Origin of the sequence: Pantoea sp. UBA6567 (assembly GCF_002434165.1) — a bacterium.
Lineage (GTDB): Bacteria > Pseudomonadota > Gammaproteobacteria > Enterobacterales > Enterobacteriaceae > Pantoea > Pantoea eucrina.
In genome coordinates, this window is sequence record NZ_DJJN01000003.1 from 188,032 (window position 1) to 203,080 (window position 15,049).

Annotated in this window: 16 protein-coding genes and 3 tRNA genes; 10 read left to right on the plus strand and 9 right to left on the minus strand. The window is 57.0% G+C overall.

Annotation, left to right across the window (positions count from 1 at the left end):
* The first annotated feature begins 68 nt into the window (after positions 1-68).
* Complete coding sequence (locus tag B4M48_RS02175) at positions 69-740, plus strand: YtjB family periplasmic protein (RefSeq protein ID WP_039385704.1); 672 nt, start codon at positions 69-71, stop codon at positions 738-740.
* An 88-nt stretch (positions 741-828) separates the two neighbouring features.
* Here B4M48_RS02175 and yjjG read toward each other — a convergent pair whose 3' ends face one another.
* From yjjG to B4M48_RS02190, 3 genes are read right to left on the minus strand one after another with little or no spacing between them, the layout of a single operon-like run.
* A complete protein-coding gene (gene yjjG, locus B4M48_RS02180) occupies positions 829-1,509 on the minus strand; it encodes a pyrimidine 5'-nucleotidase (protein WP_039382431.1) in 681 nt (226 codons plus the stop codon).
* A 19-nt stretch (positions 1,510-1,528) separates the two neighbouring features.
* Positions 1,529-1,969 (minus strand): ribosomal protein S18-alanine N-acetyltransferase, encoded by a 441-nt coding sequence (rimI, locus tag B4M48_RS02185; RefSeq protein ID WP_039382428.1) that lies wholly within the window; start codon positions 1,967-1,969, stop codon positions 1,529-1,531.
* Positions 1,941-2,351: a DNA polymerase III subunit psi gene (locus tag B4M48_RS02190; protein WP_039382425.1), complete on the minus strand. Its 411-nt coding sequence runs from the start codon at positions 2,349-2,351 to the stop codon at positions 1,941-1,943. Before B4M48_RS02190 ends, rimI begins: the two co-directional genes overlap by 29 nt.
* A 106-nt stretch (positions 2,352-2,457) precedes the next feature.
* Here B4M48_RS02190 and rsmC point away from each other — a divergent pair, with 106 nt between their 5' ends.
* The 4 genes from rsmC to B4M48_RS02210 all read left to right on the plus strand — a co-directional run bounded on the left by rsmC (position 2,458) and on the right by B4M48_RS02210 (position 3,941).
* Entirely contained in the window at positions 2,458-3,489 is a 1,032-nt protein-coding gene (gene rsmC / locus B4M48_RS02195; RefSeq protein WP_071669103.1) for a 16S rRNA (guanine(1207)-N(2))-methyltransferase RsmC, read from the plus strand.
* A gap of 133 nt (positions 3,490-3,622) precedes the next feature.
* Positions 3,623-3,709 (plus strand) — tRNA-Leu (locus B4M48_RS02200).
* Between the two features lie 31 nt (positions 3,710-3,740).
* Positions 3,741-3,827 (plus strand) — tRNA-Leu (locus B4M48_RS02205).
* 27 nt (positions 3,828-3,854) lie between these two features.
* Positions 3,855-3,941 (plus strand) — tRNA-Leu (locus B4M48_RS02210).
* Between the two features lie 90 nt (positions 3,942-4,031).
* On the opposite strand, the gene B4M48_RS02215 is transcribed toward B4M48_RS02210, so the two are convergent.
* Entirely contained in the window at positions 4,032-4,316 is a 285-nt protein-coding gene (locus tag B4M48_RS02215; protein ID WP_071669150.1) for a DUF1435 domain-containing protein, read from the minus strand.
* 216 nt (positions 4,317-4,532) lie between these two features.
* On the opposite strand from B4M48_RS02215, the gene B4M48_RS02220 reads away from it, so the two are divergent.
* The 3 genes from B4M48_RS02220 to B4M48_RS02230 all read left to right on the plus strand — a co-directional run bounded on the left by B4M48_RS02220 (position 4,533) and on the right by B4M48_RS02230 (position 7,085).
* Entirely contained in the window at positions 4,533-5,627 is a 1,095-nt protein-coding gene (locus B4M48_RS02220; protein WP_071669104.1) for a GGDEF domain-containing protein, read from the plus strand.
* A gap of 107 nt (positions 5,628-5,734) precedes the next feature.
* Positions 5,735-6,529 (plus strand): siderophore-iron reductase FhuF, encoded by a 795-nt coding sequence (gene fhuF, locus B4M48_RS02225; RefSeq protein ID WP_108569976.1) that lies wholly within the window; start codon positions 5,735-5,737, stop codon positions 6,527-6,529.
* Between the two features lie 91 nt (positions 6,530-6,620).
* Positions 6,621-7,085 (plus strand): YbaK/EbsC family protein, encoded by a 465-nt coding sequence (locus B4M48_RS02230; RefSeq protein ID WP_071669106.1) that lies wholly within the window; start codon positions 6,621-6,623, stop codon positions 7,083-7,085.
* A 35-nt stretch (positions 7,086-7,120) separates the two neighbouring features.
* Here B4M48_RS02230 and B4M48_RS02235 read toward each other — a convergent pair whose 3' ends face one another.
* The 4 genes from B4M48_RS02235 to B4M48_RS02250 form a co-directional block, all read right to left on the minus strand.
* The gene (locus B4M48_RS02235) at positions 7,121-8,110 is read right to left on the minus strand and encodes a nucleoside hydrolase (RefSeq protein WP_071669107.1); all 990 of its coding nucleotides are present in this window, start codon (positions 8,108-8,110) and stop codon (positions 7,121-7,123) included.
* Between the two features lie 21 nt (positions 8,111-8,131).
* Positions 8,132-9,145 carry a LacI family DNA-binding transcriptional regulator gene (locus B4M48_RS02240; RefSeq protein ID WP_104085637.1) on the minus strand — a complete coding sequence of 338 codons (1,014 nt, stop codon included), beginning with the start codon at positions 9,143-9,145 and terminating at the stop codon, positions 8,132-8,134.
* 76 nt (positions 9,146-9,221) lie between these two features.
* Entirely contained in the window at positions 9,222-10,610 is a 1,389-nt protein-coding gene (locus tag B4M48_RS02245; protein ID WP_071669108.1) for an MFS transporter, read from the minus strand.
* A gap of 505 nt (positions 10,611-11,115) precedes the next feature.
* Positions 11,116-12,066: a hypothetical protein gene (locus tag B4M48_RS02250; protein ID WP_071669109.1), complete on the minus strand. Its 951-nt coding sequence runs from the start codon at positions 12,064-12,066 to the stop codon at positions 11,116-11,118.
* 415 nt (positions 12,067-12,481) lie between these two features.
* Between B4M48_RS02250 and B4M48_RS02255 the strand changes: the two genes are divergently transcribed.
* Positions 12,482-13,501 (plus strand): glycosyltransferase family 32 protein, encoded by a 1,020-nt coding sequence (locus B4M48_RS02255; RefSeq protein ID WP_250341097.1) that lies wholly within the window; start codon positions 12,482-12,484, stop codon positions 13,499-13,501.
* Here the strand turns inward: B4M48_RS02255 and B4M48_RS02260 are convergent.
* On the minus strand, positions 13,475-14,386 hold the full coding sequence (locus tag B4M48_RS02260) for a LysR family transcriptional regulator (RefSeq protein WP_104085563.1): 912 nt from the start codon (positions 14,384-14,386) through the stop codon (positions 13,475-13,477). The genes B4M48_RS02255 and B4M48_RS02260 overlap by 27 nt on opposite strands.
* A gap of 128 nt (positions 14,387-14,514) precedes the next feature.
* Here B4M48_RS02260 and B4M48_RS02265 point away from each other — a divergent pair, with 128 nt between their 5' ends.
* Entirely contained in the window at positions 14,515-14,904 is a 390-nt protein-coding gene (locus B4M48_RS02265; protein WP_250341096.1) for a tautomerase family protein, read from the plus strand.
* The last annotated feature ends 145 nt before the right edge of the window (positions 14,905-15,049 follow it).

Here is a 15,049-nt window from a genome sequence, read left to right on the forward strand (position 1 = left end):
ACCTTGTCTGCGCGGGTTCTGGCAACATAATTGCCAGCCTTTCTGCTGCTATGTCACATGGGTTTCTGATGGTTAAAACTGCACTGAAATTTCGCCTGCATCGCACGGTGATTGTTCTTATCTCTCTGGCGCTGCTGGTGGTGCTGATGCAGGGCGCCTCATGGTTCAGCCTGGGTCATCAGATGGCGCGTTCTGAGCAGGTTGAAGAGCTGGCCCATACCCTCACCCGCCAGGTGGCGTTCAGCCTCAAGCCCCTGATGGATAACAGCGATGATAACCGCACGCAGATTGCCGCTATTCTCGATCAGATGACGGATAACAGCCGCATCCTTGATGCCTCCGTCTATGCCGACGATGGCAGCCTGGTGGCACACAGCGGTGAAACCATCAACGTACGCGACCGTCTGGCGCTGGATGGCAAACGTGCCGGCAGCTACTTCAATCATCAGATTGTGCAGCCGCTGGAAGGCAAAGAGGGGCCACAGGGTTTCCTGCGCGTGACGCTGGACACGCACGTTCTGGTTACCGAATCACGTCAGGTAGATAACACCACCAATATTCTGCGCCTGATGATGCTGCTGGCGCTGGCGATTGGCATCATTCTGACCCGTACTCTGCTGCGCGATCGCCGCACCCGCTGGCAGCAGTCGCCCTTCCTGCTTACCGCCAGCCGCGCGGTGAAAGAAGATAAAGAGGAAGAGCCGGCAGAAACACCCGACGCGCAGGAAAAGACGCGCTAAGCGCCAGCCTGAGCCGCGGGCTATTCAGAAAGATACAAAAAAACCAGGCCGCTGCTTCTGCCTGGTTTTCGGTTTTTAACGGCGCGCTTTAAGCGGTAAGAATAGCCTGAAGCTGAGCGAGGTTTTTCACCTGAAAATCAGGGGTAATATCCGCAGGCAACGGGCGCGTGCCGTGATCGATCCAGCAGGTTTTAAGACCCGCATTCATTCCCCCGAGAATATCAGACTCGGGCGTATCGCCAACCATCAGTACGCGCTGTGGTGCCGGATTGCCGAGCAGCTCCAGCGTATGGGCAAAGATTTTTGCGTCCGGCTTGGGAACACCAACCTGCTCTGAAATCACCAGCGCATCGAACATATCGTGAAAGCCCGTGCGCTCCAGCCGCGCCTGCTGCAGGGCCGTAAAGCCGTTGGTGACGATCGCCATTTTGACGCGGCCTTTAAGGCTCTGCAGCAGTTCAGGCGCGCCTTCCAGCGGCAGGCAGATCTCCGCCATCGCATTAAGGAAATCGCTGTTCAGGATATCCGGCTCTACGCTGAGCTTCTCTCCCCAGAGCGTAAAGCGCTGCGTCTGCAGCTGTGCGGCGGTGATGGTGCCGTTCTGGTAATCCACCCATAAAGGCTTATTGATCGCCTGATAATCGGCGTAATCGCGATCGCTGAACTGCACGTCGTAGCGGGTAAACATGCGCTGCAGTCCGGCAAAGGCATCGAAATGAAACAGTGTTTCGTCAGCATCAAACAGGATGCAGTCCCAGTCGTTTAACATGGTGCTCCTTAATCAGCGGTCAAAGTGTCAGCGCCATAATGATGGCGTCTTCCCGTCCGCCTGCGGTGGGGTAGTAATTGGGGCGCACGCTGACCTGGTGAAAATCGAGCTGCTCATACAGGGCAATCGCCGCGCGATTTGAGGCGCGCACCTCCAGCCAGAGGGTCAGCACATCGCGCTGCTCCAGTTCGCCGATCAGCGTCTGCAATAGCTGACGCGCATAGCCGCGGCGCTGAAAGTCGGGATCAACGGCGATGTTAAACAGCGACGCCTCATCCAGCACAACCTGCGTAATGGCAAAGCCGGCAAGGCGTCCGTCACTGTGCAGCCCGAAGTTGAGAAAGCGTTCCCCCTGATTGCTGGCGAAGGTCTGTTCACTCCAGGGAAAAGCGTGCGCCCGGCGTTCAATGGCGAGCTGCTGCGGCCGATCGTCAGCCGTGATGAGCGAGATAGTGGTCATGGTTACACATCTGTTGCCACAGCGCGCGCCTGGCTGCGCCGCTGCTAATCAGTTCATTAAGGACGGCGCTGGTGAATACCACACCGTTAAAGGTGTGCCCGCTCTCCACGCCCAGCAGCCAGCCGGGACAGGCTACCTGCTCTGGCAGCATCGGCAGCTGCTCCGGCGTCAGCGTCATCACCTGTGCGGGCAGAATATCCAGCGCCCGCAGCACGTCCCGTATCAGAGGCTCATCCAGTGCCGGCGGGTGTTCCGCTACCAGCAGCAGGCGCGTATCGGGTGCCAGCCTGACGGCGATCTCCCCTTGCAGCACGCGCGGACGCCGCAGCTGATACTGCGTAATCCCCATCTGCTGCAGAAGCCAGTCGCGTCTTGTACTCATGCTGTTTTCCGCTATGCCGTAAGTAATGCGCGCTATGCTAGCAAACCCGTCGAACATGCGCCAACAAAGCACTATAATCCCCGCTCTGATTTAACAGGAGCGTTCCATGTCTGCTTTTACCCCGGCCAGTGAAGTTATTCTGCGCCACAGTGATGAATTTACCACCCGCCACGTGCTGTTTGCGGGTGATCTGCAGGATGACCTGCCCGCCCAGCTGGAAACCGCGCTCAGCCGCGTTCATACCCAGCAGTATCATCACTGGCAGAACCTGAGCCATCGGCTGGGCGATCGCGCCGTATACAGCCTCGTGGCCAGCGCGGCCGATGTGACAGACTGCACCACTCTGATTTACTTCTGGCCCAAAAATAAGCCGGAAGCGCAGTTCCAGCTGCAAAATCTGCTCGCGTTACTCCCTGTCGGCAGCGATATCTTTGTCGTGGGCGAAAACCGCAGCGGCGTACGCAGCGCCGAAGGCATGCTGGAGCAGTGGGTAACGCTGGAGAAAATTGACAGCGCGCGTCGTTGCGGCCTCTATCATGGCCAGCTGACGCAGCAGCCTGAGTTTGACGCCAGCCGGTTCGGCAATACTTACCAGCTGGATGAGATGACCATCCATACGCTGCCGGGCGTATTCAGCCGCGATGGTCTGGATATTGGCAGCGATCTGCTGCTGTCGACCCTGACGCCGCACACCAAAGGAAAAGTGCTGGATCTCGGATGCGGCAGCGGTGTCTTAGCCACCGCGCTGGCACAGCACTCCCCGAAAGTGCGGCTGTGGCTGTGTGATGTGCATGCTGCTGCCATTGAAGCGAGCAAAGCCACGCTGGCGGCAAACGGGCTGGAAGGCGAGGTGTTTGCCAGCAACGTCTTTAGCGACGTTACCGGACGTTTCGATCTGATCATCTCTAATCCACCGTTCCATGACGGCATGCAGACCAGCCTTGATGCGGCCAACAGCCTTATCCGCGGCGCGGTGAAGCATCTGAACAGCGGCGGCGAACTGCGTATTGTGGCGAATGCTTTCCTGCCTTATCCGCAGATACTGGATGAAACCTTCGGCAGCCACGAAGTGCTGGCGCAGACCGGCCGCTTTAAGGTTTACCGTGCGGTTTATGGTCGTGGCGCGCGCGGACGCTAAGCGCCTGATGCGGCGATAAAGCGTTGCTTTTTCCAGCAGTCGGTTTATCGCCGTAAAATATCTGTTGACGCATTGCGTAAAACCTCTAGAATGCGCCTCCGTGGTTAGCAATACTGTAAAGTGTTGCCGGTATGCGAAGGTGGCGGAATTGGTAGACGCGCTAGCTTCAGGTGTTAGTGTCCTAACGGACGTGAGGGTTCAAGTCCCTCTCTTCGCACCAATAATCACAGAGTTTATATCGCGTGCACTGCGCGAAGGTGGCGGAATTGGTAGACGCGCTAGCTTCAGGTGTTAGTGTTCTTACGGACGTGAGGGTTCAAGTCCCTCTCTTCGCACCATGCGGTGATATAAACAGACAACACGATGCGAAGGTGGCGGAATTGGTAGACGCGCTAGCTTCAGGTGTTAGTGTTCTTACGGACGTGAGGGTTCAAGTCCCTCTCTTCGCACCACTGTTGTCACCTCTTTCCCGGCAGTTAATTCCCTGAATGTTACTCTCCTGCTTATCACGCGCTGCGTGATGTTGCTGTTTCTGCACGTTGCTAACCCAGATGAAAATTCACTGACGCTGCCGTGATGCCGCCCGCCAGCGCGACACAGGATGGCAGCAATATATAGTGGCGCAGCCGCTGGTGAAACAGCATAACCAGCGTCAGCAGAAGCATAACAATCATGATCGCCCGCCACTGCGCATAGCCCGGTTCCCATAACGCAAACAGCGGCATAGCGGTACAGGGCAGCAGAATACCCCAGCCACTATCCAGGCGCTTACCCATTATCCAGCTCACACCCCACAAGCCGCAGGCAGCCAGCATTGCTGCGATCATCATTACGCCCCTTAATGATAAGAATTACCATTATCATATGACAACCATTCTCATTCTGCAGCGAATTTTTCACCGCATGACAGAAATACTGGAAAATGCTAAATTGCCGCCGATAACACACCTGATAACAACATGAAACGTGCTGACTATCCGCATAGCAGAATTAACGCTGCCGGGTAGCGCTTTGATATTTCAGGGCTGTCACGGGTAATAATAATGAAATTAAACGCTTACGATGAACTGAAACAGAGCAAATATCGGCTTTCGCTGATGCTGTTTTTGTTTCTTAATATCGCCGTTTCACTTTTTTGCCTGCTGCCCTGCCTGAACGTTCAGATACCGATATTTACCCTACCCGCAGTGCTGGTCGCGGGTTTCAGCACCACGCTGCTGCTGCTTTGTCTGATAATGCCCGGCCTGCGCTTTCCCGTATTAACGCCGGTCGCGCTGCTGCTCGGGCTGCTGTGGGCGTGGCATATTAATCAGAAATATCATCTGATTTCAGCGTTTGATAGCAGCTATTTAATTATCAGCTTACTTAGCGTCTTTTTTATCAGCGCTATCGCACTGAGCGACTATTTAACGGCATTCTGCCTGCATATTCTGCCGCCGGTGCTGACCGTGCTGCTGCTGGATAACGGACAGCACCTGACCACTATTCTGTTTACTATTACGCTGCCGCTGATTGGATTTTCCCTGCTGCATTTGATGCGCCGGCGTTTTGACCATTTTACCCGGCAGCTGATTGGCCAGCTGTATGAAGAGAAGCAGAGCTTCAGCGCGCTCAGCATGCTCGATCCGCTGACCGGCCTCTATAACCGGCGCGGGCTGCAGAACCGGCTGGAAACCATTCTCGAGAACCATGCCGGCAGCCACTTTATCCTGCTGCTGGATATCGATCACTTTAAAGCCTATAACGACAATTACGGACATGCGATGGGCGACCAGGCGCTGAAGCGCGTATCGGCCGCGATCCGTGACGCCGTCCGCTCACGCGATGTGGTCACCCGCTATGGTGGCGAAGAGTTTCTGGTACTGCTGACCAATGTCAACGCGTCAATCGCCATGAAGCTCGCCGAGCGCATCCGGCAGTCGGTGCTGGAACTGGAGATCCCCCATCGTTCTAATACCGCGGTATCGACTCACGTCACCGTCAGCGCCGGCATCGCGCCGATGGCTGCGCACGATTTTGAGCGGGCCGTCGCCAACGCTGACCGTGCGCTCTATGTCGCCAAAAACCGCGGGCGCAATACCATTCTGGCCTGGGAGGCGCTGCCGGCACGCCGGCAGGCGATTAGCGAGCCGCACTAAAGTGATAAATACAACGCTATAGCAATCTTATGCTGCTGCTATCTTGCTCACTCAATCAGGAACGATTATCATTTGTTTTTCGTTTCCCGTTATCATTCAGGATTGGCATGGCTACGATTACGCGTCAGGCGCACCGCTTCAGTGAGCAGTCCCCGATCTTCATGCAGCGCGATCGCACGCTGGTACGCGCGCTGCAGGAGCTGATCCATGAGCAGTGCAGCGACCGTCAGGCGTATGTCAGACTGGGAGAAACCGCACCGGAAGGCGCTTTGACGCTGGCTGAATGGTCGGCACCGGAGCACTTTCAGTCTCTGACGCAGCGCTACGGTGACTATCTTTATCGCAGCCATCCTGATACGCCGCGGGAGGCGAAGCCGCTGCAGTCACTCTGGGCGCAGTGGTACTTCGGCCTGCTGGTGCCCACGCTGATGATGGCGCTGCTGCATGAGCCGCGTGCCCTCAACTGCTCACCTGAATATATCCGCGCTGAGTTTCACGAAAATGGCCATCCCGCCACCTTCTGGCTGGATGTGCAGGAGGATGAGCCCGCGCGATTTCTCTCTGCCCCGCAGCGTATGGCGCGCCTGATCCAGACCTGCCTGCAGCCCGCCGTGGAAGGCATGACGCAGCACGGCGACATCAATGCGCGCCTTATCTGGAACAACATGGGATACCTGATCTACTGGTTTCTGGGTGAACTCCGCGCGCAGCTGCCCGCCGCGCTGATCGACCAGCTGGAAGAGATGCTGTTTTTCACGCCGTCGCTGCCGGACGGCAGCGATAACCCGCTTTACCGCACCATGATTATGCGCCACGGGACAATGGAGCGGCGCAGCTGCTGTCAGCGCTATCGTATTCCTGACGTCGAGCGCTGCGGTAACTGTACACTGAAAGCGCAATAAGCACGCGCGCGCCGTAAATTCTCCTTTTCTCTCGTTTACACTTTTTTCGCCTTGTGGCAGCGTTCAGGTTCAGTTTTTACCGGAGAACAACATGAGCCTGGAGTCGGTACAGCAGTTCTTTGCTGAGCATGCGCCGGATATCGAAATTATTGAAACGCCTGAAAGCACGGCCACCGTGGCGCTGGCGGCACGCGTTCACGGCGTCTCACCGGGGCAGATTGCCAAAACGCTGTCGCTGAAAGTGAAAGAGCAGGTGGTGCTGATTGTTACCCGAGGCGACGCGCGTCTGGATAACCGCAAACTCAAAGCCGCCCTGGGCGCCAAAGCGCGCATGCTGAGCGTGGATGAAGTGGTGAACTGGACCGGCCATCCGGTCGGCGGCGTCTCTCCTTTTGGCCTGGAAAACCCGCTGACCGTGTACTGCGATATCTCTCTGCGCAGCTTTGATGAGGTGCTGCCTGCCGCGGGCTCGGTGCGCAGCGCAGTACGCATCTCACCGCTGAGAATGGCGGAGCTGACCCATGCCACCTGGATCGACGTCTGTGAAGCGCTTTGAGGGCGCGGATATTATCGCGCCGTCGCTGTCACGTTTCAGAGCCGGGTCGGCAAACGGGTAAAAGCCTGTTCAAGCATATCCAGCAGCAGCGCATTATCAACGTGCTGGATGACATGGACCAGCGCCCCGGTTTCTGGCGGGATCCCCACATCAAGTCGCAGCGGTGGACGGTAACGCCAGCTCTTGCCGCGCGTTGCACCGGGACGCAGCTCGATATCCACGTAATAATCGGCGCCTTCCGCCACGCGCTGGTTCAGCAGCCAGGCGACCACCAGCGCATCATGGATCCAGCAGCCTGGCAGCCGCCGGGTCCGCATTGAGTAGTCGATCCAGGGGCCCAGCGTCTCGCGGATAAACTGCGTCAACGGATGCGGTTGCGCCGTGATGCGCGCGAGATCGTCGCGGGTCAGCAGCGTCTGCGTGGTGGCGTCCATCGGCACCAGGGTAATGGTGGCACCGCTGTGCAGTACCTGATGTGCCGCCTCCGGATCGAGACCAAAATTGGTATCTTTGATGTAGTCATCAAGCGCAAAGACGCCGCCCATGATCACAATCTCCGCTACCGCTTCAGCCATCTGCGGATAACGCTGCAGCGCCTGCGCCACATTCGTCAGCGGCCCGATAGCGACCAGCGTAAACTCTCCCGGGTTATCGCAGATCAGCTGGCCCATCACGCCGGCAGCATCATTGCCGTCCGCCGCCATCACCGCTGGCTGACGCACACCCTGCCACAGCGCGGCCAGCGCCGGGTCGGCCAGATTATCCAGACGCGCCCGCCACGGCAGCGGATCTTCGCGCAGCGCCTGCAGCGCCCCCTGCACCACCGGAATATTCAGCCCGAGACGTTTCAGCAAATCTTTTGCCACGCGCGCGCCCGTTGCGCTTGGCGTGTTACCGGTGACCGTGGTAATCAGTTCCGGCGACAGCGCGGGTGATGCCAGCGCCAGCGCAATCGCCAGTCCGTCATCGGTATTTGCACCTGCGATGCCATTCCCCGGATCGCAATCAATAATCACTCTTTTCATAATGTTTTATCGTTATTGTATTTAAGGCTGCAGGCAGCCACAGGACTCGCCGGTTTCGATGTAGTGCGGCAGCTCGGCCATCACCCCCTCCTCCGGCTGGTTTTTCAGCATAGCAATAGCGCGCTGCGCCAGCTCAGACAGCGGCTGTCGCACCGTGGTCAGCGAAGGCACATGAAACGCGGCCTGCGTGGTACCGTTGAAACAGACCAGCGCCACATCCTGCGGCACGCGGATCCCCTGCTCGGCAAAGGCGCGAATACAGCCAATGGCCTGGCCTTCGTTACTGGCAAACAGCGCACGCGGTACGCGACCGCTGGCGATCATGCGCTGCGCCGCGTCGTAGCCGCCCTGCCGCGAGTAATCCGCCGGGAAAATCAGGCTTTCATCCACGGGCAGCCCCCGCTCCTGCATCGCATCACGCCAGCCCTGAATACGATCCCGGGCGTTAAACATCGCCGGCGGGCCGCTGATCATGCCCACCTGCTGATAACCGTGACTCAGCAGATGCCGGGTGACATCACAGGCCGCCAGCCGCTCGTTCATGCTCAGCACGCTGACGCCGGGGCGCGGGGTAATGCGATCCAGCATCAGCAGCGGCGTTCCGCTCGCCTGCACCACGTCAATATAGGGATGACGATCGACGCTGTTATAAAACAGTCCGTCGATCTGACGGTTAAGCATGCCCTGAATCAGCTCCAGCTCACGCTGACGATCGTCACCGGCATCACCCAGCAGCATGATATGGCCGTGGTTAAGCGACTCCTGCAGCAGGACATGCGCCATGGAAGCAACAAACGGGTTCGCAATGTTCGGCACAATCAGACCAAAAGTTTTGGTGGTGCCGGAGGCCAGCGCGCGCGCTACGGCGTTAGGCCGGTAGCCCGTCTGCTTAATGGCAGCCAGCACCCGCTGACGGGTCGCTTCCGCCACCGGGCGCGGCCCATTGTTGATCACATAGCTGACCACGGCTACCGAGGTGCCTGCGACGCGGGCGACATCGGTACGGGTAACATTTCCGCCGGGAGATTTTGCCAAATTAGCCTCAATATAAATGCCGCTGGCCGGATTCACCGGCCAGCGTTATGTCAATGGTACTGCCTGCAGCTGCGCGTCAGATGGCATCCTCCGGCAGATTAAGGTCGCGACCGCGCGTTTCCGGTGCGACAAACGTCGTCAGAAATCCGATAGTGGCCATCGCGCTAAAGTAAACGGCGATTGGCCACCAGTGGCCGGTCCATGAGAGCAGCGCTGCCGCGACCAGCGGCGCAGTGCCGCCAGAAAGAATCGACCCCAGCTCTTTTGCCACTGCCATTTTGGTATAGCGATGCTTCACGCCAAACATCTCGACGCCCCAGGCCGCCTGTACACCAAATATCCCCAGCGAAGCGAGCGCCATTCCTGTAACGATGACAGCAATAATAATTGTCGGATCGCGGCTATCCATCAGGCTGAAGGCGGGCCACGCATAGATCATCAGCAGCAGGCAGAAACCACGATAGGTAATGCGGCGACCAAAACGATCGGAGAGCCAGCCCGCAAACGGAATAATCAGGAAGCCCAGCAGCGAGGCGATAAACACCGCCGTGGTCGGTACCGACTTATCCAGCATCAGCACTTTTGCTACGTAACCGACAATAAAGCCCTGAGCCAGATAAGAGGGGCCATTCTCACCAATGCGCAGGCCCACCATGGTCCAGAACGCCCGCGTACGCTGCCAGACGCTGCGGCTGTCAGTTTCAATGTGCGCCCGGGAGAGCGTCTCGCTGCGCTGCGCCTGCAGTTCAGCCTGCTGACGCTCAAACACCGGCGTTTCGCGCAGATGGCGGCGGATCCACAGCGCCACTACGGCGATCAGGACGCTGCTCAGAAAAGGAATACGCCAGCCCCAGGCCAGCAGACTCTCTTTATCCATCTGGATCACCGCCAGCCAGACCAGAGAGGCGATCAGCGTGCCGCTGTTTGAGCCCAGTGCGATCACGGAAGAGACCAGGCCGCGTCGTTCAACCGGGGCATATTCGCCCAGCATAACGGTGCCGCCAGAGAGCTCCGCCCCCGCTCCCAGCCCCTGCGTAAAACGCAGCAGTACCAGACAGGCAGGTGCCCAGAGTCCGATTGTTGCATAAGACGGGATCAGGCCAATCAGCGTGGTTGAGGCGCCCATCAGGATAATCGTACTGATCATCACGACTTTGCGCCCTTTGCGATCGCCAATCCAGCCAAACAGCAGCGCGCCTATCGGGCGGGCGATAAAGCCGACTGACCAGGTGGCAAAGCTCGAGAGCAGCGCCATAGCGGGTGTCGCTTCCGGAAAAAAGATGTCGCCAAAGATGATACCTGCCGCCAGGCCATACAGCGCAAAGTCGGCATACTCCATTGCCGTACCGAGCCAGCAGGAGAAGGTTGCGCGCCAGAAATCTTTGCGGCCAGCGGGAGTTTGCAGCCGTTCATCAGCTGCGGTGAGGTGGGGTGAGTGCTGTACAGTGGGATGATGTTCCGTCATAACCCTTTCTCTTAGTGAAGTGAAAACAGTAAACGCCCTTCCATGGGTCTGTTCCCTTGCTTAAGCAAGCAGAACGTCCCGGTGACGACGTTCGACAGGCAAATCCTGAAAGATCAGTAAGGAATTCCCTGGTGTTGGAATTCATCTCTCTGCTGCGTTTCGCCGGTGTTTAATTCACCGATCGTATTAGCACAGCAAATGTAACATGGTCATTTCAGGGCCGTAGCCGCGTCTGGCACCGTGAGTTATCACTGGGGAGACAGTCTATCTACGCGCGTAGATAAATCAAGCGGCAAAATGAAAATTAGTTAGATTATTTTGACTATCCTCCCTGATTAATACCAAAAAAATACGAGAATTCAGGTAATTGCATGCGTTTTAATTAAGCAAAAGCCGTATTAAAACGCAGCAACGGGTATCAGTAACTTATCAATAGCTGCACCGTGCCTGCTGACGCGCCGCCTTTATGCCACCTGCAGATGACAATGAAATGACAGCGGCTGCCTCAGCTCAGCGTAAAATAACTTAACGCCTCACAGCCTGTGCCCGCCTGCGGCGTGGCTATCACCTTTCGCTGCGCCAGATCGATAACGCTTAACGACCCCTCGCCTTCGTTGGCGATAAGCAGCGTGCGGTTATCTTCACTGAAACAGCCATCCCCTGGCCGGCACCCTACGCGCAGAGTACCTGAGGGATTAAGCAGATCGTCAAACAACGTAATCAGTGATTCATCATGCCCGATTGCAACCAGCCGTTCGCCACTGGCACTGAACCGCACAACCTGGCAGGGCTGCTGGTGCCCGGCCAGCGTAATGCGCTGCCGGACCCGGTGGCTCTGCCGATCGATCACGTAAAGCAGCGGTGCGTCGGCGGCGCTGGCGACCAGATAAGGATGTCTGGGCGAGGCAGCAATACCGGCTATCGGACCAGGCAACAGAATGTTATCAATGACGCGGCCTTCTGCCTCACATAAATCGATTACGGTAATGCTGGCGTCCTCTTCATTTTCCGTAAACAGCTTGCGTCCGCTGGGGGAGAGCGTCAGCCGGTGGGCGTTATGCGAAGGCAGCGGTATGGTTTTCTCTACGCGATCGGTGTGCGGATCGATGACCGCAACCGCCGCGCTGTTTTCACAGCAGAGATAGACTTTACCGTCGCGCCCCAGCTGTCCGCTGTGTGGCGACTGCAGTGGCGTAAGGTCGATAAAGCCGCTGATCCGGCGCTGACGCAGATCGATAACAGCGACTTTATGCCCGGGATAAGGATTAGCGCCGTGCACGCCGCTGCCATAGAGCGGGACATAGGCTTTTTCCAGTGCGGGCAGCATCAGCAGCTCGTGCGGGCGCGGCGGAAACGCATTCAGCTCCTGCTCAACAGCAAAGCTTTCCGGATGCAGAAACAGCACCCGGTTCCCCTGTTTATCAACGGCTATCAGACCGCGGGCAGATGACTGCATAATCACTCCTTAAACAGAATGCCTGACTAAAGCGTAGCTAAGCTGTATGACGAAGGTAAATTTCGCTCTGATACCAGACTAAAATCCAGCAGGGATAAACGTTCATTTCTCACCACAATTTTCACATTCCCGCACTTCAGGCTGCACGCAGAGAACGATCTTAGGATTAATCCTGGCGGGAAAAAATAAACTGTGAAATTCGTCACGCTGTTATTTTGTTAAATTTTTATTGTTAACGGCAGCTTCATTTTCCGCTTTATCTGAAAGAGAAAAAAAGGATTAGCGCAATCGCGAAGAATGTTTTATTAAGCTCATTGTAATACTTTTACACACAGCCCCCGTAAGGAAACATAAGAGCGCCTAAGGCGCCAGCATCAGGGACTCCTTGCCCATAATCACAATAATCAGGTGCATCATGTCAAAAAAACGTCTTCAGCCGGCGCGCGCGCTCTGGCACAACTGGAAAAGAATAGCGTTTACCGGTCAGTCATTACTGCAGAAAAAACAGCATAATGCGCTCTGCGCGCCGGAGTATGATCCCAGCGAAGAGGACAATATCGTGTTACTTTCTGGTGAGAAGACGTTGCCAGAGATCCCGAAAAAAGTATGGCTGTACTGGGATACAGAATATTTACCAAAATCGTTACAGGCGAATATTGCTAAAATACGCCGCGATAATCCTGACCACAGCGTTCACCTGTTAAATAAATATTCTGTAAAAGAAGTCCTGCCCGATTTTATATTTACCTCAGCGCAATTAACGGCGCAGCAGAAAAGCGAAGTGATCAGGCTTGAGCTGTTATTACGCTACGGCGGCATCGCTATCGACTGCGCTGCGCTGCTGTTTGAAGATCTGAGCTGGGTACACAGCGCCCATCAGGAACGTCCGATGGATGTGATCGGCTATTATTGCGAACGCTCAACGCTGAATTATCTCGCGCCTGTTATTGAGAACTGGTTTCTTGCTGCTGCGCCAAATAATCCTTTTATTCGCGAATGGCAGAAGCAGTATGCGCCCATCAAGCATCAGGGTGAGCAGAGCTTCTTTAACGAAATGCGCAAGCGTGATGACTTTTCGCTGCTGACGCAGAGAATCGCTGAACCGGCACAGCAGCCGGGTGCGCTGGCGCAGCAGGCGGCCATGCGTGAATATCGCCGCGTTAATCTCTTTCTGCGTAAATGCGAAGCCAGCGCCTTTTACTATCAGCGCCTGAACAACTGGAAAAGCGACGCCTTTACGCATGCCATTCTGTTTCATCAGCGCCCGCATACGCCGCCGCCGGTTATTAAGCTGGATGGTCACGCACAGCTGCATCTCGACTTTAATCTGCGTCTGGGAAACTACAACCGCAGCAGCCTGCTGGGCGCAATGATGCAGCCTGCTGCACCGCTCAGCGTGGCGCTGCCCTCACCCGTTAACAAAGCGAGCGCGTAGCCAGTGAATGAAGGTCGTCACCGCACGCGGCACCTGTGCCGCGTAAGGGCGCACCACCCAGAGGCGGTCGGCAAAGGCGTCGACAGCCTGCCACGATGAGAGCACCGGCTGCAGCGCGCCGCTTTCCAGCGCTGCGCGGGCACTGAAATCGGGCAGCATGGCAATGCCTGCTCCCTGCAGCGCGGCGTCCCGAATCGACTCGCTGTTATTGGTGGCGAAATTTCCCTGAATTTTTACCGTCAGCGTTTCGCCGCCCTGATGCGACTGAAAGCGCCACTGCGGCGCATCGGGACCGCGCGGATACCACAGGCAGTTATGCTGAAGCAGCGCCTCCGGCGTCTGCGGCACGCCGTGCTGTGCCAGATAGGCGGGGGAAGCCACCAGCAGCGCGCGCGTGGCGCACAGAGGCAGCGCGACGTGCGTTTCCGGCAGCGACTGACTGTGGCGGATAGCGAGATCAAACCCTTCCCCGCCGAGTGACACCAGGCGGTCAGTCACATCCAGCTGCAGGCGCACCTGCGGATATTCGCGCAGAAAATCGCCGATAATCGGCACCAGCTGCTGCCGGGCAAACGCCACCGGCGCGCTGATGCGTACCTGCCCGCGTACCGGCCCCGCCTCATCGCGCACGCGATAAACGCTTTCCGCTATCCGGGTAAAGGGCTCACGCAGCTCGCCAGCCAGCTGCTCACCGGCTGACGTCAGCCGCACGCTGCGCGTGGTGCGCTGAACCAGAGCAACCCCGGTCAGCGCTTCCAGCTCTTTAATTTTCTGACTCACTGCCGCTTTACTGACATCCAGCCGCTCAGCGGCGCGGGTAAAACTGCCCTGCTCCGCCAGTACCGTCAGCCAGTAAAGATGTGTCCAGAGCGCTTCGGTTTTCATCGACTTACCCGCCATTGTTCAAAATAGTGAACAATCATTTTATCGCAGTCGCTTTTTCTTTGCGCGCGCAGCGGGCAGCATAGCCTCACTTAACGCGACTTTTACGCCACTACTGGGAGGGTTTACCGATGCCATTACTCACTTTCGATCTGATTCAGGGCCGCTCCGAAGCTGAAGTTCGTACGTTGCTGGATGCCGCCCATCGCGCTGTCCTGACGGCGTTCGGCGTGCCTGAGCGCGACCGCTATCAGATTGTTCATGAAAACAAAGCGTATCAGATGGTTTTCCAGGATACCGGACTGGGCTTTTCACGCACGGATAATCTGGTGATGGTGCGGGTCTACACCAGCCCGCGCAGTGAGGCGCAAAAAAGCAATTTTATGGCAGAACTGGCGCGCGAGCTGCGTGAAAGCTGCGGCGTGCAGGGCCACGATCTGATGATAAGTTTTATCACCAACAGCAAAGGTGACTGGAGCTTTGCGCACGGTGAAGCGCAGTATCTTACCGGTGCGTTATAAGCCACAGTCTGCCCGATACGCTACCGCCGCCGCGCTTATCATCACGCCTGGCGGCACGATTCCGAATGTACCGCACAAATCCCGCCGGACAGGTTGCAGCCTGGTGACAGCCAATATAGATTGACGCAAACCCCCTGAGAGGGCG

Bases quoted from the DNA above. Each gene is read 5' to 3' on its own strand.
- yjjG (WP_039382431.1), bottom strand. From the start codon at position 1,509: ATGTTAAACGACTGGGACTGCATCCTGTTTGATGCTGACGAAACACTG.
- B4M48_RS02190 (WP_039382425.1), bottom strand. From the start codon at position 2,351: ATGAGTACAAGACGCGACTGGCTTCTGCAGCAGATGGGGATTACGCAG.
- B4M48_RS02255 (WP_250341097.1), top strand. From the start codon at position 12,482: ATGTCAAAAAAACGTCTTCAGCCGGCGCGCGCGCTCTGGCACAACTGG.
- B4M48_RS02260 (WP_104085563.1), bottom strand. From the start codon at position 14,386: ATGAAAACCGAAGCGCTCTGGACACATCTTTACTGGCTGACGGTACTG.
- B4M48_RS02215 (WP_071669150.1), bottom strand. From the start codon at position 4,316: ATGATCGCAGCAATGCTGGCTGCCTGCGGCTTGTGGGGTGTGAGCTGG.
- B4M48_RS02235 (WP_071669107.1), bottom strand. From the start codon at position 8,110: ATGAAAAGAGTGATTATTGATTGCGATCCGGGGAATGGCATCGCAGGT.
- B4M48_RS02175 (WP_039385704.1), top strand. From the start codon at position 69: ATGGTTAAAACTGCACTGAAATTTCGCCTGCATCGCACGGTGATTGTT.
- B4M48_RS02230 (WP_071669106.1), top strand. From the start codon at position 6,621: ATGAGCCTGGAGTCGGTACAGCAGTTCTTTGCTGAGCATGCGCCGGAT.
- rsmC (WP_071669103.1), top strand. From the start codon at position 2,458: ATGTCTGCTTTTACCCCGGCCAGTGAAGTTATTCTGCGCCACAGTGAT.
- fhuF (WP_108569976.1), top strand. From the start codon at position 5,735: ATGGCTACGATTACGCGTCAGGCGCACCGCTTCAGTGAGCAGTCCCCG.
- B4M48_RS02220 (WP_071669104.1), top strand. From the start codon at position 4,533: ATGAAATTAAACGCTTACGATGAACTGAAACAGAGCAAATATCGGCTT.
- B4M48_RS02245 (WP_071669108.1), bottom strand. From the start codon at position 10,610: ATGACGGAACATCATCCCACTGTACAGCACTCACCCCACCTCACCGCA.
- rimI (WP_039382428.1), bottom strand. From the start codon at position 1,969: ATGACCACTATCTCGCTCATCACGGCTGACGATCGGCCGCAGCAGCTC.
- B4M48_RS02250 (WP_071669109.1), bottom strand. From the start codon at position 12,066: ATGCAGTCATCTGCCCGCGGTCTGATAGCCGTTGATAAACAGGGGAAC.
- B4M48_RS02265 (WP_250341096.1), top strand. From the start codon at position 14,515: ATGCCATTACTCACTTTCGATCTGATTCAGGGCCGCTCCGAAGCTGAA.